This is a genomic window from Pseudomonas knackmussii B13 (genome assembly GCF_000689415.1).
GTDB lineage: Bacteria > Pseudomonadota > Gammaproteobacteria > Pseudomonadales > Pseudomonadaceae > Pseudomonas > Pseudomonas knackmussii.
In genome coordinates this window covers 1,501,010-1,523,089 of the sequence record NZ_HG322950.1, presented here as the reverse complement: position 1 = coordinate 1,523,089, position 22,080 = coordinate 1,501,010, and the positions used below count along the sequence as shown (strand labels likewise).

Below are 22,080 nucleotides of genomic sequence, written 5' to 3'. Positions count from 1 at the left end.
GCCCCGGCGAATGCCGGCTCATTGCGCGGCCGGGGTGTCGTCTCGGCTGGCCGTGGCGTCCGGGTCTATCGGCTTGCTCGGCGCTTTCGGCGGCGCCTTGGCGGCGGCGCGCGCCTGCTCCTGCAGGACCTTCGCAGCCTGCTGGTTACCCTTGCGCACGGCATCGACGAAGCTGGCGAACGGCAGGTCGGTGATGCCGACCAGGCCGATGTGGCCGTTCTCGCCATCGAGCAAGCGCCCGGAGGTCGGCTGGTCGAGGTATTGGAACCAGTGCGCGCCGACGATCTGCGGATCCTTCACCGCGGCGCTGAGGAACTGCTGGTAGCGCTCACCGCGCTGCTGTTCGTTGTAGACCTCGGAAACGCCACCCCAGAACGGCCCGCGGTCGCGCGAGCCGAAGTGGAATTCGCTGATCAGCACCGGCTTGTCCAGGCTGCGCACGTAGTTGGCGTCGTAGCCCTGCTGCGGGGTCGGGGCGTACAGGTTGAAGCTCAGCAGGTCGCAGTAATGCGCGCAGGAGGCCAGCATTTCCGGGGTGGTCACCGAGAAACGGCCGCCCAGCAGCAGGTGGTTCGGGTCGTGCCAGCTCAGCGAATCGCGCAGGGTGCGGAAGTACTGGTCGGCGTACAGGCGCAGGAACGCGCTGTAGTCCTGTTCGATGGCCGGGTGCGCAGCGTTCGGCTGCGGTGCCTGGAAGCCCGGCACGTCCAGGTCTTCCCAGGCCGCCATGTCGATGCCCCAGGCCTGCTCCAGGGCCTGGTGGTCGTGGTACTTGTCCTTCAACTGCTTGATGAAGGCGCGCTTGGCCGGGCTGTCGGTGGACAGTGCCAGGGCGCCGAAGGCCAGGGCGTAGTGGTTGCGCGCATCGCTGCCCTGCCCGGCCCAGGCCAGTTCGTTGTCCGCGTAGTAACCGAGCAGCCAGGGGTCTTCACGGTGGTCGCGGGTGGCGATGGCGATGGCGCGCTCGGCAGCCATGGCGAAGCGCGGGTCGAACGGGTCGGGCATGGCGCCCCACCAGTCGTAGCCGGTGCTGACGGTGGCGTAGTCGCCGCTGATCGCCAGCGGCAGGCTGTAGGGGATGCGCGAGGCGCCGGCGAAGGCCGGCTGGCTCCAGTTGCCCAGCGAGTTGAAGCCCCAGGCGTCGAGGCGCGCCAGGGTGCGCTCGAACCAGGCGTCGGCGAACGGCTGCCCGCTCAGACCGCCGGTGGCGCGGTAGCGGTTCGCGGCATAGAAGTCATACCAGCGGCCGTGACCGAAGGCGCGACCCTGCTGCGCGCCGACGCCGTCGCGGTCGTCGCTGCTGCCGTAGAAGGCCGCCAGCGGATCGCCCTCGCGGGGCAGCCCGTCGAACATGTACTCGCGGCCCTCGATGTAGGTCTGGCTGCTTTCGTTGTTCACCGTGTTGACGCCCAGCGACCAGTAAGCATGGCCGTCTGGCGTGACCAACCACCACCGGCCGTTGCGCTTCTCGCTGCGGAAGAAGCCTGTGGCGTCAAAGTTCGGGCCCTCCAGCAGCCCACCAAAGGTGTCGCGCTGCTCGTTCTGCGCCTGCCACTTCTTCAGTTGCTCGCCCTCGGCCTTCCAGGCATTGGCCAGCTGTTCGACGCTTTTCACCTTCTCCGGCCATTCGCTGCGGGTCGACTGCCCGTAGGCGTCGACAATGCCGCTATAGGCCTTGTGCAACTCGTCGCCGCCGGCGCGGGTGCCGAAGCGGCCGACGAGGATCTCCTGGGCCGCTTTCGGGGTGTCCAGATAAAGCTTCACCGCGCCGACCTGGCTGCGCTTCAACTCGCCGGTGACCACCGGGGCGATGAGCAAGCGCTGGCCATCAAGGGTGAAGGGCATGGGGACGCCGGCGCGCATGCCGAACAGTTGCGGCGCGGTAGCCTGCAGCGGCACCAGCAGGGTCTGCGCGGGACCTGCGGGAAGCGCGATGCTGGCATGCAGGCCGGGCGTGCCATCGGCGTTATCGATCTCGACTTCCAGGGTCAACGCCCAGTCCATGGCGTTCTGCACGCGCAGGCTCAGGCTGTCGGCCTGCGACCAGTCCCAGCTGCCGCTGGCCGGTTTCAGGGTCAGGGTCGGACGCGCCGCCGGATGGAACTTCACGCGCCGCAGGATTTCACCGCCCGCGGCGGTTTCCGCGGTGTGATTGGGCAGGTCGGCGTCCTGCAGACCGACGCTCACCACAGCCATCGGCTTGACGAAGTTGAACAGGGTCTCGTTGCCCTCGGCGGCCCACAGCGGGGCGCTGGCGAGGCTCAGGCTGAACAGCAGGGGCAGGAATGAACGCATGCAGCTCTTGTCCTTGTGGCGGCGCCAGGCACCGCCGGTGTCTTCGGGCGGCAGCGCAGGGCACGCCGCCAGCGGATTCGGGCCCCCCCGCCGTCAGGCGATCTCGCGGCGGAACGGTGGCAGGGCGTTGAGGATCGCCTTGCCGTAACGCTGGGTCACTACGCGCCGATCGAGCAGGGTGATGGTGCCGCGGTCCTGCTCGGTGCGCAGCAGACGCCCGCAGGCCTGCACCAGGCGCAGCGAAGCGTCGGGCACGGCGATCTCCATGAAGGGATTGCCGCCGCGCGCCTCGATCCACTCCGAGAGCGCCGCCTCGACAGGATCGTCCGGTACGGCGAAGGGAATCTTGGCGATCACCACGTGTTCGCAATAAGCGCCGGGCAGGTCGACGCCCTCGGCGAAGCTGGCCAGGCCGAAGAGCACGCTGTGCTCGCCGTCGTCCACGCGCGACTTGTGCTTGTTCAGCGTCTCCTGCTTGGACAGGTTGCCCTGGATCAGCACGCGCTTGCGCCAATCACGGTCCAGGCCGTCGAACACTTCCTGCATCTGCTTGCGCGAGGCGAACAGCACCAGCGTGCCGCGTGCGCCTTCGACCATCGCCGGCAGATCGCGGACGATGGCCGCGGTGTGCGCGGCGGCGTCGCGGGGGTCGGCCTTGAGATCGGGCACACGCAGCAGGCCGGCTTCTGCGTGATGGAACGGGCTCGGCACGACAGCGGTGACTGCCGCGCGCGGCAGGCCGGCACGCATGCGGTAGCGGTCGAAGGTGCCAAGCGCGGTCAGGGTTGCGGAGGTCACCAGCACGCCGTAGGCCACGTTCCACAGGTTGCGGCGCAGGGTCTCGGCGGCGAGGATCGGGCTGGCGTTGGCCTCGATGTCGTAGAAGCTGCCGCTTTCAGCCAGGGTCAGCCAGCGCGCCATCGGCGGGCTGTCTTCCGGGTCCTCGCAGGTGAAGGCGGTCCACAGTTCCCAGTTGCCCTGGGCGCGCGCGAGCAGGCTGCCGAACAGCGGGTACCACTCCTCGGCCTGGTAGCTGGCGACGCCGGCAGCGCCCTCCCCGTCCATCGCTTCTTTAAGCAGCTCGGTGAGGCGGGTGAAGAGGTCGGTGAGTTTGGCGAAGCCCTTCTTCAGCTCGATGCCCATCTCGCGGATGTGCTCGGGAATCACCCCGCCCTCGAAGCGATGGCGCGGCCGCTCGCGGCCTTCCATGTCTTCGCCGGCGCGGAAGTCACCGATCTCCTCGCAGGCGGTGAACATGAACTGCTGGTGGGTGCGCAGATCGCGCGCCAGTTCCGGCACCTGCTCGATCAGCCGGCCGAGGTCGCCCGGCAGAGGGTTCTGCGCCAGCAGCTTGGTGAGGTTCTTCTCCACCTGGCCCAGCCAGTCGGCGGTGGCACGCAGGCGGGTGAAGTGGGCGAAGTGGCCGATGGCCTTGTCCGGCAGGTGATGGCCTTCGTCGAACACGTAGATGGTTTCGCGCGGGTCGGGCAGGATCGCGCCGCCGCCGAGGGCGAGGTCGGCCAGCACCAGGTCGTGGTTGGTAACGATGACGTCGACCTTGGTCATGCCTTCGCGCGCCTTGTAGAAGGAGCACTGCCCAAAGTTCGGGCAATGGCGCCCGGTGCACTGGCTGTGGTCGGTGGTCAGCTGCGTCCAGTGCGCATCCTCGATCGCTTCCGGCCAGCTGTCGCGGTCGCCATCCCAGCGGTTGCCGGCCAGGCGCTCGATCATCTGGTTGAACAGCTTGGTGCCGCTCTCGTCGACGTCGATGCGGAAGCCTTCTTCCTCGAACAGCTGCGCGGTGGCGCTCTGCGCGTGGCCTTCCTGCAACAGGTGGTCGAGCTTGGACAAGCACAGGTAGCGGCCGCGGCCCTTGGCCAGGGAGAAGCTGAAGCTCAGGCCGCTGTTGCGCAGCAGGTCGGGCAGGTCCTTGTGGACGATCTGCTCCTGCAGGGCGACGGTCGCGGTGGCGATCACCAGGCGCTTGCCGGCGGCCTTGGCGCAGGCGATGGCGGCCAGGCTGTAGGCGACGGTCTTGCCGGTGCCGGTGCCGGCCTCGACGGCGACTACCGCCGCCTCGCCGACGCGATGGCCTTCGTCGTCGCTCTGGATGGTGCCGAGGACCTTGGCCACTTCGGCGATCATCAGGCGCTGGCCATAGCGCGGCTTGAGTTCCTTGGCCTCCAGGAAACGCGAGTAGGCGCCCTGGATCTGGGCCTTGAGTTCGGTGCTGAGCATGGAATTCCCGGGCGCCGGATCGACCGCGAGGTCTTCCGGAGGCTGGATAAATTTTCAGTGGGGCCGGCTATGATAGCGCGCTTCATCCCAACCGCCAGCGGAGATCGCCGAATGACCGCCTTTGCCCCCGTCTACGCCCTGCACGTCCTGGCCGCCCTGGTCTGGGTCGGCGGCATGTTCTTCGCCTGGATGATTCTGCGTCCGGCCGCCGTCACCGCGCTGGAGGCACCGGCCCGGCTGAAGCTGTGGAGCGAAGTGTTCCGGCGCTTCTTCGTCTGGGTCTGGGCGGCGGTCGTGGTGCTGCCGGTGACCGGCATCGGCATGCTGCAGCTGAGCTTCAACGGCGTGGCCGGCGCACCGCGCTATGTGCAGGTAATGATGGGCCTGTACGTCGCGATGCTGGCGCTGTTCCTGCGTGTGCAGGCCCTGCAGCTGCCGGAACTGCGCCGTGCGATCGAGGCTTCGGACTGGCCGGCGGGTGGCGCCGTGCTGGGGCGGATTCGCCGCACCGTAGGCAGCAACTTGCTGCTCGGCCTGGCGCTGGTGGCGATAGTCGCGGCACGCCCGCACTGGTAAGACGAAGGCGCGGGCCTGGCCCGCGCCGGATCGATCAGAAGCGCACCACGTCCAGGTGACCTTCGGCGCCGACCGCGCCTTCATGGCCGGTCTGGCCTTCGCGCCCGGCGTCGCCGCCGCTTGCCGAGTAGAGCCAGCACTCCTTCTCGCCGCTGCTCGCGCCGGCCTTGCCCGGCTTGCCCGGTGCGCCGCCGGCACCGCCGTTCAGGCGGACCTTGACCACTTCGACGGTGAATTTCGCCGGCACTTCCAGGCGCACCTGGCCACCCGCCCCGCCAGTTTGTCCGTCGCCGCCGCTCTGCCCGTCACCGCCGGCCAGCGAGCTACCCCAGAGGCAGCCGGCCGGGCGCGCATTGGCGCCGTCCAGGCCGTCGTAGCCAGGCGCGCCGACACCGCCGCGAACGTCCACCAGCAGGTTGGTGACGCTGACGCTCTGCAGACGCAGGGTCAGGTTCCGCCCGGCGCTGGCCGGACGGTGGAAGCTGCCAGCCGCACCCTGGGCGGCGATTACGCTGCCGTCGGCAAACTGGCCGCGAATCACCTCGATGCGCAGCGGATGCTCTCCCGGGAACACGCCGATGCGAGCATTTTTCTGCAGGTCCAGCTCCTGAACGCGCAACAGGGTGACCCGCGAGGGAATCAGCAGCGCTCCACCCGGGGCGACACTGATACGCTCGAGGGTCAGGGCGTCGGTCTTGGCCGGAAGTCGCAGAACGGTATTGGCATCGACATTCACCGAGGCAGCGATGGCGGCCTGCAGCGGCGCTAGCAGGGCCATGGCACAGAGGAGCTTACGCATGGCGATCCTCCTGGCCGGCCGCCGGCACCGAGAGCAGGTGGAAGACACCGAACAGCAGCACCTGCAGGCGATCCATCCAGGGATGCGAACGGCCCTTCAGGCGACTGCCGAGCACCAGCAATTCGACGATGTGGATCAGCAGGATCAGGCCACCGGCTGCCAGCAGCAGCGTGGCGAAAGGTTGGGCGAAGGGCTGCAGGATGTTGAACAGCACCGCCCCCCAGAATGCCAGGGCAACCAGTTTGCCCAGCCCCGCAATAGCTTTCATGAAAGCGCTCCCCGGTGTTTTCTTGTGCCCGCACCATACCCCGCCGGGGCGGGCGATTCCAGACACCCCCGCAGAAACGAGAAAGGGGCCGCAAGGGCCCCTTCTCCACTGCACGCCCCGGTTACTGGCGCTTGATCTGGATTTCTACGCGACGGTTATCGGCGCGGCCTTCTTTGGTCTTGTTGTCGGCAACCGGCTTGCTTTCGCCATAGCCTTCGACCGACTTGATGCTGGAGGCCGGAACGCCAGCATTGACCAGGTAATCCGCCACCGCATGAGCACGGCGATCGGACAGTTTCTGGTTGTAGGCGTCGGAGCCGACACTGTCGGTATGACCGGAGATGTCCAGCTCGGTGCTGGCAGGTTCGGCTTTCAGTTTGCTGGCAATGGTGTCGAGCTTGTCCTTGTCACGCGAATCGATCTTCGACGAGTCGAAGGCGAAATGCAGGTCGCGGACAACGATAGTCTCTTCCTTCGGCGGCGGAGCCGGAGCCGGTTCGGGAGCAGGCGCGGGCGGAGCCACGGCAACTTGTTCGCTGGCGCCGTGTACCCAGCAGTACGAAGCGCCGAGCACGCCGCCGATCAGCGCGCCCCAGCCAGCCCAGGTGCTGTTCTCGATGGAGCCCAGACCGGCGCCCCCCACACCGCCGACCAGAGCGCAGGTCGGCCAGTCGGACTTCTGCAGGCCTGCGCAACCGGTAAGCAGGGTGCTCACCAGCAGCAGGGGTAAAGCGGTCCTTGTGATGCTCATATATCAGTCTCTCCTCTGAGATAGGTCTGAACCGACAATTACCGAGTAAAGACGCGACTGCGAAAATGCGCCAGCACTAGGCCATAAGGACGTCACAAGCTAGTCTCTGCGCATCCGCCAAACGATTCAGAAGAGCCCGATGATCTCCGATCGCACCCCGCAGCAGGCGCTGGCCGCCCTGCTCGACCGCTACGCCCCCAAGTACCTGCTGCTGGTGGGCGCCACGCGCATTCCCGCCGTCGACGCCTTTCTCCAGGCGCACCCGGACTGCCAGCTGGACAGCTGCGCCGCCGGCCCGCTGCCGGCAGACCTGGCGGCAAAACGCTATGACCTGGCGCTGCTGGCGGACTGCCTGGAGCACCTGGAACGCCGCGATGCGCTGCAGCTGGTAGGCGGCATCCGCAACCTCAACAGCAGCCGCGTCGCGGTGCTGGTCGACCTGCAGGCAGCCGGCGCCCGCGAAACCGACTTCTACGCCCTGGCCATGCAGGCCAGCGAGCGCTTCCAGCGCGACGAACAGACCCTGACCCTGTTCACCTACGACCTACGCGAATACAAGCAGGTACCCGACTGGCTCAACGCCAAGTTCTGGGCTAATCCGGAAAACTTCGGCAAGTACTGGTGGTGACCATGAGCGAACCGTCCTGCCCCTGCGGAAGCGGCCTGTCGTTGGCGGACTGCTGCGGCCGCCTGCACGCAGGCCAGCCGGCGCCCACCGCCGAGGCGCTTATGCGCTCGCGCTACAGCGCCTATGTGCTGGGCCTGGTCGACTATCTGCGCGACACCACGCTACCGGCGCAACAAGCCGGACTGGACCTCGATGCCATCCGTGCGTGGAGCCTGGGCAGCACCTGGCTGGGCCTGGAGGTGGAAAGCCACGAGGTGCTCGGCGGGATTCCCGAGCATGCGCGGGTCGCCTTCACGGCGAGCTGGCACGACGCCAATGGCGAGCACAGCCACCGCGAATGCTCGGGCTTCGTCCAGCGCGATGGGCATTGGTATTTCCTCGACCCGACGGTGCCGCTCAAGCTCGGCCGCAACGACCCCTGCCCCTGCGGCGCGGGCGGCAAGCTGAAGAAATGCTGCGGTCCCTGGATCGGCTGAACGGCGTTTCCGCAGGCGCGAGCTTCAGCCGATGCATGCACCCGTTGGGTGCATGCCGGGCTTCGACTAGAATGCGCGCTTTTTTTCGGGACCCACCATGCTGCTGACCGTGCTCTACATCATCGCCATTACTGCCGAAGCCATGACCGGCGCGCTCTCGGCCGGACGGCGCAGCATGGATCTGTTCGGCGTGGTGCTGGTGGCCTGCGTCACCGCGCTGGGCGGCGGTTCGGTTCGCGACATGCTGCTCGGCCACTACCCGCTGACCTGGGTGCGCCATCCCGAGTACCTGATGTTGACTGCGTTCGCGGCGCTGGTGACGGTCTTCATCGCACCGCTGATGCGCCACCTGCGCTCGCTGTTCCTCGTGCTCGACGCCGTGGGCCTGGTCGCCTTCACCCTGATCGGCTGCCGGGTTGCCCTGGAGATGGGCCACAGCCTGCTGATCGCTGCGGTTTGCGGGGTGATCACCGGGGTATTCGGCGGGATACTGCGGGATATCTTTTGCAACGACGTGCCGCTGATCTTCCGCCGCGAGCTCTACGCCAGCGTGTCCTTCGCCAGCGCCTGGTGCTACCTGATCTGCATCCAGCTGTCGTTGCCCAACGAACAGGCGCTATTGATCACGCTGTTCGCCGGCTTCCTGTTCCGCCTGCTGGCCATCCGTTTCCACTGGGAAATGCCCAAGTTCGTCTACCAGGACGACCCGCAGCAGAACGGCTGAAGACTCAGTCCGCCAGCTTCAGGTGGCTGGTGTCCGGCGCAGGCGCGGCGGGCGCCGGGCGGGCCTGGCCCATGTCGCTGCCGACCGGGGCGAGGTTGAACTGACTGAGGTCGACCTGCGGCGCGCGCGGCTCGGCCTTGGCATCCTGCAGATCCGCACCGACCGGCGCCAGGCCGAAGTCCGGCGCATCGACATCGGCGAACGCCGCCATGTACTCGTCGCGCGGTGCGACCTTGAGTCGCCCCGGGGCTGCAGGCACAGTCTCTTCACTCGGCGCGGGCGGCGGCGCAAGCTCGATCTCCTCCACCGGCGCATCCATGTCGACCACCTCGATGCGCGCTCCTGCCCGCTCCAGAGCGGTGCGATACTTCCCGGCAGCGGCCTCGTCGAGGTTGTTCTTCAGCACCAGGCGGCGGCCGGAGAACAGCAGGGCAATGCGCTGGGCGTCGGCCTGGAAGAGCTTGGCCAGGTTGGCCTTGACCGTTTCCAGATCGGATCCCGGAAGGGTCTGACCGGAAAAAACGATTTCGTAACGGCTCATCCTTCACACTCCTGTGTTTTGCCCCAGAGCTGGGTCGGACCAGTATGGGACAACTTCTTTTAACGTAACAACAACTTGCGGCCGAGCAGTCGCTTGGTACACTGGGGCGTCTTGGGGGATTGACATGAATTATCAGGCGCAAATGATAAGAATTATCAGCCTAGTCTGGATCTTCTCGCTCCTGTCCGGCTGTAGCTGGATGACCGGCAGCTTCGAGAGTCCCGATGTCAAGCTGGTGAAAGTGGACGTGGTCAAGGCCCGCCTGCTCGAACAACAGTTCATGCTGCACTTCAGCATCGACAACCCGAACGACTTCAGCCTGCCGGTGCGCGGCCTGGCCTATAAGGTCAAGCTGAACGATGTCGATCTTGCCGAAGGCGAATCCAGCCTGTGGTTCACCGTGCCCGCCAACGGCCGGCAGAACTTCCAGGTGCCGGTCAACACCAACCTGTGGCGGCACATGAAGTACATCGTCAAGCTGCTGCAGAAGCCCGACCAGCCGATCCGCTACAACCTCGAAGGCGACATCAAGACCGGTATCCTGTTCGGCCAGACCGTGCATATCGCGCGCAATGGCGAGATAATCCCCGGCGATTTCATCCCGGAGTAAGGCATTCATGAGCCAGGAACCCCATGTACATGGTCCCGACTGCAACCACGACCATGATCATGACCACGACCATCCCCACCACGTCCACGGCCCGCACTGCAACCACAGCCACGAGCCGGTGCGCAATCCGCTGAAGGACGTGGGCCGCAACGATCCCTGCCCCTGCGGCAGCGGCGCCAAGTTCAAGAAGTGCCACGGCGCCTGATGCGCCTGTCCGAAGAAGGCCCGCCCAGCGGGCCTTTTTCATTTCCGCGCGAACCCCGGCCAATCGGTCTGAAAGCCGCGAAATGCCTGCCTCCGCAGCTTGCGCGGCAAGGCGCTCCTCACTAACGTAGCGGCTTTCCGCCAGCCCAGTGCAGGAGCACGTTCCCATGGCCTCGCGAGCCTTCCGCCCGCTACCCCGTTTCGGCCTCGCCGCCACCCTCAGCGCCGCCGTCAGCCTCACCGGCTGCCAAGCCTGGCTGAACGACCAGTACGCCGACAGCCTGCCGCCCACTTCCGGCGTGCAACCGATCAAGGGCCTGGCGGAAAGCGTGTCGATCCGGCGCAACAGCCTGGGCATGCCGCTGATCGAGACCACGACCTTCCACGACGCACTCTTCGCCATGGGCTACGTGCATGCCAGCGACCGCATCAGCCAGATGGTCGGCATGCGCCTGCTGGCCCAGGGTCGCCTGTCCGAAATGGTCGGCCCGGGTGCCCTGGAAATCGACCGTTTCATGCGCACGGTCAACCTCCGACAAGCCGCCGACGCCCTCTACAAAGGCGCGTCGCCGCGCACCCAGCGCTTCTTCGAGACGTACGCGCGCGGCGTCAACGCCTACCTCTATCGCTACCGCGACAAGCTGCCGATGGATCTCGCCGAATCCGGCTACCGCCCCGAGTACTGGAAGCCGGAGGACTCGGCGCTGGTCTTCGCCCTGCTGAATTTCGGCCTGGCGGTGAACCTGCAGGAAGAGCTCGACTCGCTGACCCTGGCGCAAAAAGTCGGTGCGGAAAAACTCGCCTGGCTGACGCCCATCTACCCGGACGAAGCCCTTCCCTTCGACGAAGCGGACAAGCTCAAGGGCCTGAAGCTCAGCGGGCAGATTCCCGGCCTCGCCGACATCGGCACGGCGGTCGAGCAGGTCGCGGGCCTGCAGATGATGGGCGTCGCCGCCTCGAACAACTGGGCCATCGCCCCGCAACGCAGCCGCAGCGGCAAGAGCCTGCTGGCCAACGACACGCACCTGCCGCTGTCGATGCCCTCGGTGTGGAACTTCATGCAGGTGCGTTCGCCGAAATACACCGCCGCCGGCGTCACCATCGCCGGCGTGCCGGGCGTGGTTGCCGGCTACAACGGCAAGCTGGCCTGGGGCATGACCATGGTCATGGGCGACAACCAGGACGTGTTCCTCGAACAGGTCCGGCGCCAGGGCGGCAAGCTCTACTACCTCGCCGACGGCCAATGGAAACCGGCCATCGAGCGCAACGAGACCTTCTTCGTCAAAGGCCAGTCGCCGATCCGCGAAACCGTCTACGAAACCCGTCACGGCCCGCTGCTCAACAGCGCCCTGCTCGGTGCACGAAAGAACGACCTGCAACCGCTGCCGGTCTCCAGCAGCTACGGCCTGGCCTACCAGAGCATCCAGGCGGTTTCGGACAAGAGCCTCGATGCCTTCTTCGACCTGTCGCGCGCGAAGAGCGTCGAGCAAGCCTTCGACGCCACCCGCGAAGTCCGCGCCATGCCGCTGAACATCGTATTCGCCGACGAGAAGCACATCGGCTGGCAGGTCACCGGTCGCTTCCCCAACCGCAAGGAAGGCCGCGGCCTGCTGCCCTCCCCTGGCTGGGACGGCCGCTACGACTGGGACGGCTATGCCGATCCGATCCTGCACCCGTCCGACCAGGACCCGCAGCAGGGCTGGCTGGGCACCGCCAACCACCGCACCGTGCAGCCTGGCTACGGCGCGCAGTTGTCGAGTTCCTGGTACTACCCGGAACGCGCCGAGCGCATCGCCCAGTTGGCCAACGCCAGTAACCGCCACGATGCACGCAGCATGATCGCCATGCAGTACGACCAGACCACGCCCTTCGCCGCCAAGCTGCAGGCGATGTTCTCCGCACCGGGTATGGCCACACCGTTGAAACAGGCGATCCAGGCGCTGCCGGACGGCCAACGGGAACGCGCGCGGGAAGCACTCGACCGGCTGATGGCATTCGACGGCAAGCTCGCCGCGACCTCCTCCGACGCCGCACTGTACGAAGCCTTCCTGCAGGAAAGCACCAAGCAGATCTTCCTCGACGAACTGGGTCCGGAAGACAGCCCGGCCTGGAAAGCTTTCGTGGAGAACGCCAACCTGTCCTACTCGGCCCAGGCCGACCACCTGCTCGGCCGCGACGACAGCCCGTTCTGGGACGACGTGCGCACCCCGCAGAAGGAAGACAAACCGGCAATCCTGGCGCGCAGCCTGGCCGCCGCCACCAGCTTCTGCGAACAGAAGCTGGGCGCCGACCGCCATGCCTGGCAGTGGGGCAAGCTGCACACCTACAACTGGGTCAGCGACAGCACCAAGATGGCGCCCTACCTCGACGCCAGCCAGCGCGCAGGCCTTGGCGCAATCAAGGGTTACCTGGATCGCGGCCCTTACCCGGCCGGTGGTGACCACAGCACCCTCAACGTCTCCGCCTACGGCTGGGGCAAGGACTTCGACACCTGGCTGATCCCGGCCATGCGCATCGTCGTCGACTTCGGCCAGAGCGAACCCATGCTCGGCGTGAACAGCAGCGGCCAGTCCGGCAACCCGGCCAGCCCGCACTACGCCGACGGCATCGACGCCTGGCTGAAGGGCGACTACATGAGTTTCCCGTTCCAGCCGCAGAACCTCGACCGCGTCTACGGCAACAAGCGCCTGACCCTGATTCCGCAGAAATAAACCGGGAGCGGCGGAACTTCCGCCGCACTGACGGATCAGATCAGTCGACTTACTCCATGATCATCTTGAAGGCACCCTCGGGTGCCTTTCTTTTTTTCTCCCGCCCGCACACCTCTCTCCCCCGCACATTCCCGCACCACTTTGTTACCGAACGCCTCGCGGTAGCGCACCGACGTGGGGCGGTGTTTCCGACAGCCGATGCTATACCTGTCCTAGGACCACGTCCGTCGTCTCGTTCAGACCGCCGAGACCCGTCGGATGCGTGTGGTTCAAAATTTGCTATCAAATTGATGTTGCAACTTTTCCCTGTCGTTCCACTGCTCAAATCTAAGGATTCCAATCGATGAAAAAAGCATGGCTGACTCTTTCCGCCCTGGCCCTGATGGCTGCCGCGGGCGCCCTGCAAGCCAAGGAATACAAGGAAATCCGCTTCGCTACCGACCCGTCCTACGCGCCCTTCGAGTCCAAGGCTCCGGACGGCAGCCTGGTCGGTTTCGACATCGACCTGGGTAACGCGATCTGCGAACACCTGAAGGTCAAGTGCGTCTGGATGGCCAACGACTTCGACGGCATGATCCCGGGCCTGAAGGCACGCAAATTCGACGGCGTGATCTCGTCGATGACCGTCACCGAAGCGCGCAAGAAGGAAATCGACTTCAGCGACAAGCTGTTCACCAGCCCGACCGCGATGATCAGCAAGAAGGGCTCGGGCCTGATGGCCACCCCGGAATCGCTGAAAGGCAAAAGCGTCGGCGTCGAACAGGGCACCATCCAGGAGACCTACGCCAAGGCCAAGCTGGAGCCGGCCGGCGTTACCGTGAAGAGCTACCAGAACCAGGATCAGGTCTACGCCGACCTGGTGTCCGGCCGTCTCGACGTGTCCCTGCAGGACATGCTGCAAGCCGAACAGGGCTTCCTGACCACCGAGCAAGGCAAGGGCTTCGAAATCAGCAAGCCGGTGCATGACCCGCTGATGCCGGCCGACATCGCCATCGGCATCAAGAAGGGCAACAACGATCTGCGCGAGATGATCAACAAGGGCATCAAGGCGATCCACGCCGACGGCACCTACGACAAGCTGCAGAAGAAATACTTCGGCGAGATCGACATCTACAACGACTGATCCGCGCCACCACCTACCGCGCCCGGCCGCCTGTTAAGGGGCCGGGCGCGGTCTATTCTGCTAACGACGTACAAGAACAAGGAGCGCTCCGCGCATGCTCCCAGACTTTCTCGGGACCCTGGCCGACAGCTTGAGCCTCAAGGGCTATGGCTCGATCCTGCTGGACGGCACCTGGATGACCATCAAGCTGTCGATCTGCTCCCTGCTGCTCTCCGTGCTGCTGGGCCTGATCGGCGCCACCTCCAAGCTCTCCGGCTCCAAGCTGCTGCGCTTTCCCGCCATCTGCTACACCACGCTGATCCGTGGCGTCCCCGACCTGGTGCTGATGCTGCTGATCTTCTACAGCCTGCAGACCTGGCTGGCCGACCTCACCGACTACATGGAGTGGGAATACATCGAGATCGATCCTTTCAGCGCAGGGATCATCACCCTCGGCTTCATTTACGGCGCGTACTTCACCGAGACCTTCCGCGGCGCCATCCTCGCCGTGCCGCGCGGGCAGATGGAAGCGGCCACCGCCTATGGCCTGTCGCGCATGCAGCGTTTCCGCTTCGTGCTCTTCCCGCAGATGATGCGTTTTGCCCTTCCGGGGATCGGCAACAACTGGATGGTGCTGATCAAGTCCACCGCGCTCGTTTCCATCATCGGCCTCTCCGATGTGGTCCGCGCCGCTCAGGACGCCGGCAAGAGCAGCTACCGACTGCTGTTCTTCCTCCTGGTCGCCGCGGCCATCTACCTGGTGTTCACCACCGTTTCCAACATCGTGCTCAGGAAACTTGAGCGCCGTTACGCCACCGGTGTGCGCGAGGCCCTGCGATGATCGAGTTGCTGCAGCAATACGGCAAAGCCTTCCTCTGGACCGACGGCTACCACATCACCGGCCTGGCCATGACGCTCTGGCTGCTGGTGGTTTCCATCGCCTTCGGCTTCACCTTTGCCGTTCCCCTTTCCATCGCCCGCGTCTCGCGCAACCCGCTGATCCGCTGGCCGGTGCAGTTCTACACCTACGTGTTCCGCGGCACGCCGCTGTATATCCAGCTGCTGGTCTGCTACACGGGCATCTACAGCCTGGCCTCGGTGCGCGCCGAACCCATCCTCGACGCCTTCTTCCGCAACGGCCTGAACTGCACGCTGCTGGCCTTCGCGCTGAACACCTGTGCGTACACCACGGAGATATTCGCCGGCGCCATCCGCAACACCGCCCACGGCGAAGTCGAGGCGGCGCATGCCTACGGCCTGAGCGGCTGGCGGCTGTACCGCTACGTGATCATGCCGTCGGCACTGCGCCGTTCGCTGCCCTACTACAGCAACGAAGTGATCCTCATGCTGCACTCCACCACCGTGGCCTTCACCGCCACCGTGCCGGACATCATGAAGATCGCCCGCGACGCCAACGCCGCCACCTTCATGTCCTTCCAGTCCTTCGGCATAGCCGCGGCGCTGTACCTGGTGACCTCCTTCACCCTGGTCGGCCTGTTCCGCCTCGCCGAACGCCGCTGGCTGGCCTTCCTCGGCCCGAGCCACGGCTGACTCATCCCTGCAAGGCCGCCCTCGTCGGCGGCCGGAGATAGAGAACTCCATGACCACACTGAAGATCGACGCCCTGTACAAGCGCTACGGCGACAACGAAGTCCTCAAGGGCGTGTCGCTGGAAGCGAAAACCGGCGACGTGGTGAGCATGATCGGCGCCAGCGGCTCCGGCAAAAGCACCTTCCTGCGCTGCATCAACTTCCTCGAGCAGATGGACGAAGGCACCATGAGCTTCGACGGCGAGGACATCCGCATGATCGCCAGCCCCGGCGGCATGCGCGTGGCCGACCCGGCGCAGCTGCAGCGCATCCGCACGCGCCTGGCGATGGTGTTCCAGCATTTCAACCTGTGGAGCCACCTGACGGTGCTGGAGAACGTCACCCTCGCCCCGCGCCGCGTGCTCGGCGTCGACCGCAAGGAAGCCGAGGACCGCGCGCGCAACTACCTGGCCAAGGTTGGCCTGCCGGCACAGGTGGTCGACAAGTACCCGGCCTTCCTCTCCGGCGGCCAGCAGCAGCGCGTGGCCATCGCCCGCGCGCTGGCGATGGAACCGGAAATCATGCTGTTCGACGAACCGACCTCGGCGCTCGACCCGGAATTGGTCGGCGAGGTGCTCAAGGTGATCAAGGCCCTGGCCGAGGAAGGCCGCACCATGATCCTGGTGACCCACGAGATGGCCTTCGCCCGCGAGGTATCCAGCCAGGTGTTGTTCCTCCACCAGGGCCGCGTCGAGGAACAGGGTCCGCCGCAGGAAGTGCTGGGCAAGCCGAAGAGCGAACGGCTGCGACAGTTCCTCAGCGGCAACCTCAAATAGCTTATCCGCGTCCCCTGTAGGAGCGCGCCATGCGCGCGAATCGCGGACAAGGTCCGCTCCTACAGGGAAACGCAGGCAACAAAAAACCGGGCAATCGCCCGGTTTTTTTTCGCTCCGCGTCGGCCTCAGGCCTTGGGCAGAGTCACTCCGGTCTGGCCCTGGTACTTGCCACCGCGATCGCGGTAGGAGACCTCGCAAGCCTCGTCGGACTGCAGGAAGAGCATCTGCGCCACGCCTTCGTGGGCGTAGATCTTCGCCGGCAGGTTGGTGGTGTTGGAGAACTCCAGGGTCACATGACCTTCCCACTCCGGTTCCAGCGGGGTGACGTTGACGATGATGCCGCAGCGAGCATAGGTGCTCTTGCCCAGGCAGATGGTCAGCACATCGCGCGGAATGCGGAAGTACTCGACGGTACGGGCCAGGGCGAAGGAGTTCGGCGGAATGATGCAGACGTCGCTGTTGATGTCGACGAAGCTCTTCTCGTCGAAGTTCTTCGGGTCAACCACCGCCGAGTGGATGTTGGTGAACACCTTGAATTCGGCGGCGCAACGCACGTCGTAGCCGTAGCTGGAAACGCCGTAGGAGATCACCCGGCTGTCGTCGGCGCCGCGCACCTGGCGCTCGACGAACGGCTCGATCATCCCGTGCTCCAGGGCCATGCGGCGAATCCACTTGTCCGATTTGATGGTCATGGCGGGCGTCCCGTAGCTGCTGAAAAAGAAGGCGAATCTTACCGGCAGGCGCGCCGGCGGGCAAAGGGGCGCGCCGGACGGGCCAATCTTCTGGGTCCCCGCGTGCGCGGCGATGACGGAAGGCAGATGTCGGCCTCCTAACACGTCATCCCCGCGAATGCGGGGACCCAATCAACGACTCAGTCCTCGCTGATCGAAATGCTCGGCATCGCCGGCGCGTCCTTCTCGCTCAGGGCGATGCGGGCGCCGACGCAGCGGGCCATTTCCTGGTAGATCATCGCCAGTTGGCTTTCCGGGTCGGCCACCACGGTCGGCTTGCCACCGTCGGCCTGCATGCGGATGGCCATCGACAGTGGCAGCGAGGCCAGCAGTTCGACGCCGTACTGCGCGGCCAGCTTCTCGCCGCCGCCTTCGCCGAACAGGTGCTCGGCGTGGCCACAGTTCGAGCAGATGTGCACGGCCATGTTCTCCACTACGCCCAGCACCGGGATGTTCACCTTGCGGAACATCTCCACGCCTTTCTTGGCATCCAGCAGGGCCAGGTCCTGCGGCGTGGTGACGATCACCGCGCCGGCCACCGGCACTTTTTGCGCGAGGGTCAGCTGGATGTCGCCGGTGCCCGGCGGCATGTCGATCACCAGATAGTCGAGGTCATTCCAGGCGGTCTGGGTGATCAGCTGGATCAGCGCGCCGGAGACCATCGGGCCGCGCCAGACCACCGGGGTGTTGTCGTCGGTGAGGAAGGCCATGGACATAACTTCCACGCCATGCGCTTCCAGCGGTACGAACCACTTCTGATCGCGCACTTTTGGCCGGGTGCCTTCGGCAATGCCGAACATGATCCCCTGGCTGGGGCCGTAGATGTCGGCGTCGAGGATGCCGACCTTCGCGCCCTCGCGGGCCAGCGCCAGCGCCAGGTTGGCGGCGGTGGTGGACTTGCCCACGCCGCCCTTGCCGGAAGCCACGGCGATGATGTTCTTGACGTTGCTCATGCCCGGCACCTGGGCCTGGGCCTTGTGCGCGGCGATGCTCACCTCGACCTTCACCTGCGCAGAATCCACGCCGTCGGCGGCTTCCAGGGCCATCTGCACGGTCTGCGCCAGGCCGTTCTTGAACAGGCCGCAGGCATAGCCCAGCTCCAGAGAGAGGACGACGCGCCCGCCCTGGATATCGAGGTCGCGCAGGTAGCCGGCGTCGAGCAGGTTCTGGCCGGTGTGGGGATCGTTGATCTGGCGGAGGACGGTTTCCACCGTGGCACGGGTGACGACGCTCATGGGTTCTCCCGAAAAAAGACTGAGCACAATAGGCGGGCATCTTAACGCTGTAGGCGCGCGCTTGCTCGCGAACAACCGCGAGGAGGCCGTCGGGGACCTTCGCGGGTGAAAAAAATGTCCCGCGCCTATATAGTTGCCGACTTCCCTCGATTTACCGCCACGGCCTGACCACCATGTCCGAAAACCGCCAGATCCTCGTCACCAGCGCCCTGCCCTACGCCAACGGCTCCATCCACCTGGGCCACATGCTGGAATACATCCAGACCGACATCTGGGTGCGCTTCCAGAAGATGCGCGGCAACCAGGCGGTGTACGTCTGCGCGGACGACGCCCACGGCTCGGCCATCATGCTGCGCGCCGAGCGCGAAGGGATCACCTCGGAACAACTGATCGACGGCGTGCGCGCCGAGCACATGGCCGACTTCGCCGAATTCCTGGTGGACTTCGACAACTACCACTCGACCCACTCGGAAGAGAACCGCGAGCTGTCCTCGTCGATCTACACCGCGCTGCGCGAGGCCGGGCACATCGCCACCCGTCCGGTGACCCAGTACTTCGACCCGGAAAAGCAGATGTTCCTGGCCGACCGCTTCATCAAGGGCACCTGCCCGAAGTGCGGCACCGCCGACCAGTACGGCGACAACTGCGAGTCCTGCGGCGCGACCTACTCGCCGACCGAGCTGAAAGACCCGAAATCGGCGATCTCCGGCGCCACCCCGGTGCTCAAGGAATCGCTGCACTACTTCTTCAAGCTCCCCGACTTCGACGCCATGCTCAAGCAGTGGACCCGCAGCGGTGCCCTGCAGGAATCGGTGGCCAACAAGATCGCCGAGTGGCTGGACGCCGGCCTGCAGGAGTGGGACATCAGCCGTGACGCGCCCTACTTCGGCTTCGAGATCCCCGACGCCCCGGGCAAGTACTTCTACGTCTGGCTCGACGCCCCCATCGGCTACATGGCCAGCTTCAAGAACCTCTGCGCGCGCCGTCCGGAGCTGGACTTCGACGCGTTCTGGAAGCAGGACTCCAAGGCCGAGCTGTACCACTTCATCGGCAAGGACATCGTCAACTTCCACGCGCTGTTCTGGCCGGCCATGCTCGAAGGCGCCGGCTACCGCAAGCCGACCGCGCTGAACGTGCACGGCTACCTGACCGTCAACGGGCAGAAGATGTCCAAGTCGCGCGGCACCTTCGTCAAGGCGCGCACCTACCTGGACCACCTGAACCCGGAATACCTGCGCTACTACTACGCCTCCAAGCTCGGCCGCGGCGTCGACGACCTCGACCTGAACCTCGAGGACTTCGTGCAGAAGGTCAACTCCGACCTGGTCGGCAAAGTCGTCAACATCGCCAGCCGTTGCGCCGGCTTCATCCACAAGGGCAATGCCGGCGTGCTGGTCGACGCCAACCCGGCGCCGGAGCTGAGCGAAGCCTTCAAGACCGCCGCCCCGAGCATCGCCGCCGCCTATGAAGGCCGCGACTTCGGTCGCGCCATGCGCGAGATCATGGCCCTGGCCGACCAGGCCAACGCCTGGATCGCCGAGAAGGCCCCGTGGGCCCTGGCCAAGCAGGAAGGCAAGCAGGACGAGGTCCAGGCCGTGTGCGCCCTGGGCGTCAACCTGTTCCGCCAATTGGTGATCTTCCTCAAGCCGGTACTGCCGAAGCTCGCCGAAGCCGCCGAAGCCTTCCTCAACGTCGCCCCGCTGAAGTGGAGCGACCACGAGCAACTGCTGGCCAACCACCAACTGAACCCGTTCAACCCGCTGATGACCCGTATCGAGCCCGCGAAAATCGAAGCCATGATCGAAGCCTCCAAGGAAGACCTCGCCGCCGCCAACCAGCCCAAAGGCAATGGCGAACTGACCAAGGACCCGCTGGCCGCGGAGATCAACTTCGACGCCTTCGCCGCCGTCGACCTGCGCATCGCGCTGATCGAGAAGTGCGAGTTCGTCGAAGGCGCCGACAAGCTGCTGCGCCTGTCCCTGGATATCGGTGACGAGAAGCGCAACGTGTTCTCCGGCATCAAGAGCGCCTACCCGGACCCGAGCAAGCTCGAAGGCCGCCTGACCCTCTACGTGGCAAACCTCGCGCCGCGCAAGATGAAGTTCGGCATCTCCGAAGGCATGGTCCTGGCCGCCGGCCCGGGCGGGGAAGAAATCTACCTGCTCAGCCCCGACAGCGGCGCCAAGCCGGGCCAGCGCGTGAAGTAAGCGCCAGCCTCCCGAACAACGCCGGCCCCAGGGCCGGCGTTGTCGTTTCCGGGCCTTTATTCACAACGGGCGCCTCGCTAGACTCGTCGCGCTTCACGGACGCCCACCGCGCACAAGGACCTGCCGATGCCCCGCTTCCAGCACTCCGCTCCGGCTTGCCGGACATGAAGAAATCCGAAGTCGTCGTCACCCTGCTGACCGGCAGCGTGGTAGTGGCCATGCTTCACCACAACCCGGTCTATCGCGATCAATACGCCAGCCAGGAAGACTGCCTGAAGGACTGGGGCACTACGCCCAACGCCTGCCAGCCAGACGATTCCGACAGCTCCGGTGGTTCCAGCGGCAGCTATGGCAGGGGGCCAGCCGCTATCGCGGCCCCAGTTACGAGGAAGGCTCGCGCCCGCGCACCGCGCAGAGCTTCCAGGTGCAGTCCCGGCAGATGATCTCCCGTGGCGGCTTCGGCTCGTCCGGCGCCCGCTTCTCCGGGGGCGGCTGATGCGGCGCCTCGCCATGCCGCCGCGCCCCGACTGGCGCGAGCGTTGCGAAGCGGTCGGCTTCACCTTCCACAGCATCGACGGCCTCTACTGGGACGAGTCCGTGGCCTATGAATTCAGCCTCGAACAGATCGAGACGCTCGAGGCGGCCAGCGAAGACCTGCACCAGCGCTACCTGGAAGCGGCGGCCTGGGTTGATCGAACACCGCCACTTCGCCCCCTTCGCCCTGCCGGAAAGCGCCATCGAGGAAGTCGTGCGCTCTTGGAAGCGCCAGGACCCCAGCCTCTACGGGCGCTTCGACTTTTCCTGGAACGGCCAGGGCCAGCCCAAGTTGCTGGAATACAACGCCGACACCCCGACCGGCCTGCTCGAAGCCAGCGTCGTGCAATGGCACTGGCTGAACGAGGTGAAGCCGGAGGCCGACCAGTTCAACTCGCTGCACGAAAAGCTGATCGAACACTGGCGTTCGCTCGACCCAGGCTCGCTGCTGCACTTCAGCGCCATCGACGGCCACGAAGAAGACACCGGCAACGTCCTCTACTTGCAGGACACCGCGCGCCAGGCAGGCCTGTCTACGCGCTACCTGCCGCTCGAATTCATCGGCCACCACGCCGGGCGCGGGCGCTTCGTCGACCAGTACGAACAGGACATCAGCCACTGTTTCAAGCTCTACCCCTGGGAATGGTTGCTGCAGGACGACTTCGGCCGCTTCGTCGACAGCAGCGGCATCCGCTTCCTGGAGCCCGCGTGGAAGCTGCTGCTGTCGAGCAAGGCCATGTTGCCGATCCTCTGGCAGCTCAACCCCGGCCACCCGAACCTGCTGCCGGCGAGCTTCCAGAACGACCTGCCCGGCGCCTACGTGCGCAAGCCGCTGTATTCGCGCGAGGGCGAGAACATCCGCATCGTCGCCGGGGACCTGCGCCTGGAAAGCGACGGCCCGCACGCAGACGCACCCTGCATCTACCAGGGCTTCGCGCCGCTGGCCGAGTACGACGGCAACCACGCGGTGCTCGGCTGCTGGATGATCGGCGGCCAGGCCGCCGGGCTGGGCATCCGCGAGGACGCCAGCCCCATCACCCGCGACAGCAGCCGCTTCGTGCCGCACTACTTCATCGACTGAATCA

The 22,080-nt window shown here is 65.7% G+C and carries 21 protein-coding genes and 1 pseudogene; 14 read left to right on the top strand and 8 right to left on the bottom strand.

The window, feature by feature from the left end; translation table 11 throughout:
* Positions 1–18: 18 nt before the first annotated feature.
* Positions 19–2,295: a beta-galactosidase gene (locus tag PKB_RS07290; RefSeq protein WP_043250329.1), complete on the bottom strand. Its 2,277-nt coding sequence runs from the start codon at positions 2,293–2,295 to the stop codon at positions 19–21.
* A 93-nt stretch (positions 2,296–2,388) separates the two neighbouring features.
* A complete protein-coding gene (gene dinG, locus PKB_RS07285) occupies positions 2,389–4,533 on the bottom strand; it encodes an ATP-dependent DNA helicase DinG (protein ID WP_043250327.1) in 2,145 nt (714 codons plus the stop codon).
* A gap of 111 nt (positions 4,534–4,644) precedes the next feature.
* Between dinG and PKB_RS07280 the strand changes: the two genes are divergently transcribed.
* Positions 4,645–5,109 (top strand): CopD family protein, encoded by a 465-nt coding sequence (locus PKB_RS07280; protein WP_043250326.1) that lies wholly within the window; start codon positions 4,645–4,647, stop codon positions 5,107–5,109.
* Positions 5,110–5,143: 34 nt separating this feature from the next.
* Here the strand turns inward: PKB_RS07280 and PKB_RS07275 are convergent, their stop codons facing one another.
* The 3 genes from PKB_RS07275 to PKB_RS07265 form a co-directional block, all read right to left on the bottom strand.
* On the bottom strand, positions 5,144–5,908 hold the full coding sequence (locus PKB_RS07275; protein ID WP_043250324.1) for a hypothetical protein: 765 nt from the start codon (positions 5,906–5,908) through the stop codon (positions 5,144–5,146).
* Positions 5,901–6,176: a DUF1145 domain-containing protein gene (locus tag PKB_RS07270; protein ID WP_043250322.1), complete on the bottom strand. Its 276-nt coding sequence runs from the start codon at positions 6,174–6,176 to the stop codon at positions 5,901–5,903. The genes PKB_RS07275 and PKB_RS07270 overlap by 8 nt, the downstream gene beginning before the upstream one ends.
* A gap of 121 nt (positions 6,177–6,297) precedes the next feature.
* A complete protein-coding gene (locus PKB_RS07265; RefSeq protein ID WP_043250321.1) occupies positions 6,298–6,927 on the bottom strand; it encodes an OmpA family protein in 630 nt (209 codons plus the stop codon).
* 139 nt (positions 6,928–7,066) lie between these two features.
* On the opposite strand from PKB_RS07265, the gene PKB_RS07260 reads away from it, so the two are divergent.
* From PKB_RS07260 to PKB_RS07250, 3 genes are all read left to right on the top strand, one after another.
* Positions 7,067–7,555, top strand: a complete 489-nt coding sequence (locus tag PKB_RS07260) for a DUF6231 family protein (protein ID WP_043250319.1) — start codon at positions 7,067–7,069, stop codon at positions 7,553–7,555.
* Between the two features lie 2 nt (positions 7,556–7,557).
* Positions 7,558–8,031, top strand: a complete 474-nt coding sequence (locus PKB_RS07255; RefSeq protein ID WP_043250316.1) for a YchJ family protein — start codon at positions 7,558–7,560, stop codon at positions 8,029–8,031.
* 97 nt (positions 8,032–8,128) lie between these two features.
* Complete coding sequence (locus PKB_RS07250) at positions 8,129–8,755, top strand: trimeric intracellular cation channel family protein (RefSeq protein WP_156958001.1); 627 nt, start codon at positions 8,129–8,131, stop codon at positions 8,753–8,755.
* Positions 8,756–8,759: 4 nt separating this feature from the next.
* Here the strand turns inward: PKB_RS07250 and PKB_RS07245 are convergent, their stop codons facing one another.
* Positions 8,760–9,296, bottom strand: a complete 537-nt coding sequence (locus PKB_RS07245; RefSeq protein WP_043250314.1) for a hypothetical protein — start codon at positions 9,294–9,296, stop codon at positions 8,760–8,762.
* 124 nt (positions 9,297–9,420) lie between these two features.
* Between PKB_RS07245 and PKB_RS07240 the strand changes: the two genes are divergently transcribed.
* The 7 genes from PKB_RS07240 to PKB_RS07210 all read left to right on the top strand — a co-directional run bounded on the left by PKB_RS07240 (position 9,421) and on the right by PKB_RS07210 (position 16,288).
* Positions 9,421–9,906, top strand: coding sequence for an LEA/WHy family protein (locus PKB_RS07240; protein WP_043250313.1), 486 nt, complete (start codon positions 9,421–9,423; stop codon positions 9,904–9,906).
* Between the two features lie 7 nt (positions 9,907–9,913).
* A complete protein-coding gene (locus PKB_RS07235; protein WP_043250311.1) occupies positions 9,914–10,111 on the top strand; it encodes an SEC-C metal-binding domain-containing protein in 198 nt (65 codons plus the stop codon).
* Between the two features lie 166 nt (positions 10,112–10,277).
* Entirely contained in the window at positions 10,278–12,821 is a 2,544-nt protein-coding gene (locus PKB_RS07230; RefSeq protein WP_043250309.1) for a penicillin acylase family protein, read from the top strand.
* 343 nt (positions 12,822–13,164) lie between these two features.
* Positions 13,165–13,944: an ABC transporter substrate-binding protein gene (locus tag PKB_RS07225; protein WP_043250307.1), complete on the top strand. Its 780-nt coding sequence runs from the start codon at positions 13,165–13,167 to the stop codon at positions 13,942–13,944.
* Positions 13,945–14,038: 94 nt separating this feature from the next.
* Positions 14,039–14,764, top strand: coding sequence for an ABC transporter permease (locus PKB_RS07220; protein WP_043250306.1), 726 nt, complete (start codon positions 14,039–14,041; stop codon positions 14,762–14,764).
* Entirely contained in the window at positions 14,761–15,474 is a 714-nt protein-coding gene (locus PKB_RS07215; protein ID WP_043250305.1) for an ABC transporter permease, read from the top strand. Before PKB_RS07220 ends, PKB_RS07215 begins: the two co-directional genes overlap by 4 nt.
* A 49-nt stretch (positions 15,475–15,523) precedes the next feature.
* Positions 15,524–16,288 carry an ABC transporter ATP-binding protein gene (locus PKB_RS07210; protein ID WP_043250303.1) on the top strand — a complete coding sequence of 255 codons (765 nt, stop codon included), beginning with the start codon at positions 15,524–15,526 and terminating at the stop codon, positions 16,286–16,288.
* A gap of 125 nt (positions 16,289–16,413) precedes the next feature.
* Here the strand turns inward: PKB_RS07210 and dcd are convergent, their stop codons facing one another.
* Both dcd and apbC read right to left on the bottom strand, forming a co-directional pair.
* Complete coding sequence (gene dcd, locus PKB_RS07205; RefSeq protein ID WP_028631034.1) at positions 16,414–16,980, bottom strand: dCTP deaminase; 567 nt, start codon at positions 16,978–16,980, stop codon at positions 16,414–16,416.
* A 179-nt stretch (positions 16,981–17,159) separates the two neighbouring features.
* Positions 17,160–18,254, bottom strand: coding sequence for an iron-sulfur cluster carrier protein ApbC (gene apbC, locus PKB_RS07200; protein ID WP_043250300.1), 1,095 nt, complete (start codon positions 18,252–18,254; stop codon positions 17,160–17,162).
* Between the two features lie 164 nt (positions 18,255–18,418).
* Between apbC and metG the strand changes: the two genes are divergently transcribed.
* From metG to PKB_RS07190, 3 genes and pseudogenes are all read left to right on the top strand, one after another.
* Complete coding sequence (gene metG, locus PKB_RS07195) at positions 18,419–20,461, top strand: methionine--tRNA ligase (protein WP_277914524.1); 2,043 nt, start codon at positions 18,419–18,421, stop codon at positions 20,459–20,461.
* Positions 20,462–20,809: 348 nt separating this feature from the next.
* Positions 20,810–21,091 (top strand): annotated as a pseudogene (locus PKB_RS30510) (hypothetical protein); the annotation flags it as partial.
* Between the two features lie 58 nt (positions 21,092–21,149).
* Entirely contained in the window at positions 21,150–22,076 is a 927-nt protein-coding gene (locus PKB_RS07190; protein ID WP_197539244.1) for a glutathionylspermidine synthase family protein, read from the top strand.
* The last annotated feature ends 4 nt before the right edge of the window (positions 22,077–22,080 follow it).

Bases quoted from the DNA above. Each gene is read 5' to 3' on its own strand.
- PKB_RS07290 (WP_043250329.1), bottom strand. From the start codon at position 2,295: ATGCGTTCATTCCTGCCCCTGCTGTTCAGCCTGAGCCTCGCCAGCGCC.
- PKB_RS07255 (WP_043250316.1), top strand. From the start codon at position 7,558: ATGAGCGAACCGTCCTGCCCCTGCGGAAGCGGCCTGTCGTTGGCGGAC.
- PKB_RS07260 (WP_043250319.1), top strand. From the start codon at position 7,067: ATGATCTCCGATCGCACCCCGCAGCAGGCGCTGGCCGCCCTGCTCGAC.
- PKB_RS07240 (WP_043250313.1), top strand. From the start codon at position 9,421: ATGAATTATCAGGCGCAAATGATAAGAATTATCAGCCTAGTCTGGATC.
- PKB_RS07220 (WP_043250306.1), top strand. From the start codon at position 14,039: ATGCTCCCAGACTTTCTCGGGACCCTGGCCGACAGCTTGAGCCTCAAG.
- apbC (WP_043250300.1), bottom strand. From the start codon at position 18,254: ATGAGCGTCGTCACCCGTGCCACGGTGGAAACCGTCCTCCGCCAGATC.
- PKB_RS07215 (WP_043250305.1), top strand. From the start codon at position 14,761: ATGATCGAGTTGCTGCAGCAATACGGCAAAGCCTTCCTCTGGACCGAC.
- PKB_RS07265 (WP_043250321.1), bottom strand. From the start codon at position 6,927: ATGAGCATCACAAGGACCGCTTTACCCCTGCTGCTGGTGAGCACCCTG.
- PKB_RS07230 (WP_043250309.1), top strand. From the start codon at position 10,278: ATGGCCTCGCGAGCCTTCCGCCCGCTACCCCGTTTCGGCCTCGCCGCC.
- PKB_RS07270 (WP_043250322.1), bottom strand. From the start codon at position 6,176: ATGAAAGCTATTGCGGGGCTGGGCAAACTGGTTGCCCTGGCATTCTGG.
- PKB_RS07245 (WP_043250314.1), bottom strand. From the start codon at position 9,296: ATGAGCCGTTACGAAATCGTTTTTTCCGGTCAGACCCTTCCGGGATCC.
- PKB_RS07225 (WP_043250307.1), top strand. From the start codon at position 13,165: ATGAAAAAAGCATGGCTGACTCTTTCCGCCCTGGCCCTGATGGCTGCC.
- PKB_RS07280 (WP_043250326.1), top strand. From the start codon at position 4,645: ATGACCGCCTTTGCCCCCGTCTACGCCCTGCACGTCCTGGCCGCCCTG.
- PKB_RS07250 (WP_156958001.1), top strand. From the start codon at position 8,129: ATGCTGCTGACCGTGCTCTACATCATCGCCATTACTGCCGAAGCCATG.
- PKB_RS07275 (WP_043250324.1), bottom strand. From the start codon at position 5,908: ATGCGTAAGCTCCTCTGTGCCATGGCCCTGCTAGCGCCGCTGCAGGCC.
- dinG (WP_043250327.1), bottom strand. From the start codon at position 4,533: ATGCTCAGCACCGAACTCAAGGCCCAGATCCAGGGCGCCTACTCGCGT.
- dcd (WP_028631034.1), bottom strand. From the start codon at position 16,980: ATGACCATCAAATCGGACAAGTGGATTCGCCGCATGGCCCTGGAGCAC.
- PKB_RS07235 (WP_043250311.1), top strand. From the start codon at position 9,914: ATGAGCCAGGAACCCCATGTACATGGTCCCGACTGCAACCACGACCAT.
- PKB_RS07210 (WP_043250303.1), top strand. From the start codon at position 15,524: ATGACCACACTGAAGATCGACGCCCTGTACAAGCGCTACGGCGACAAC.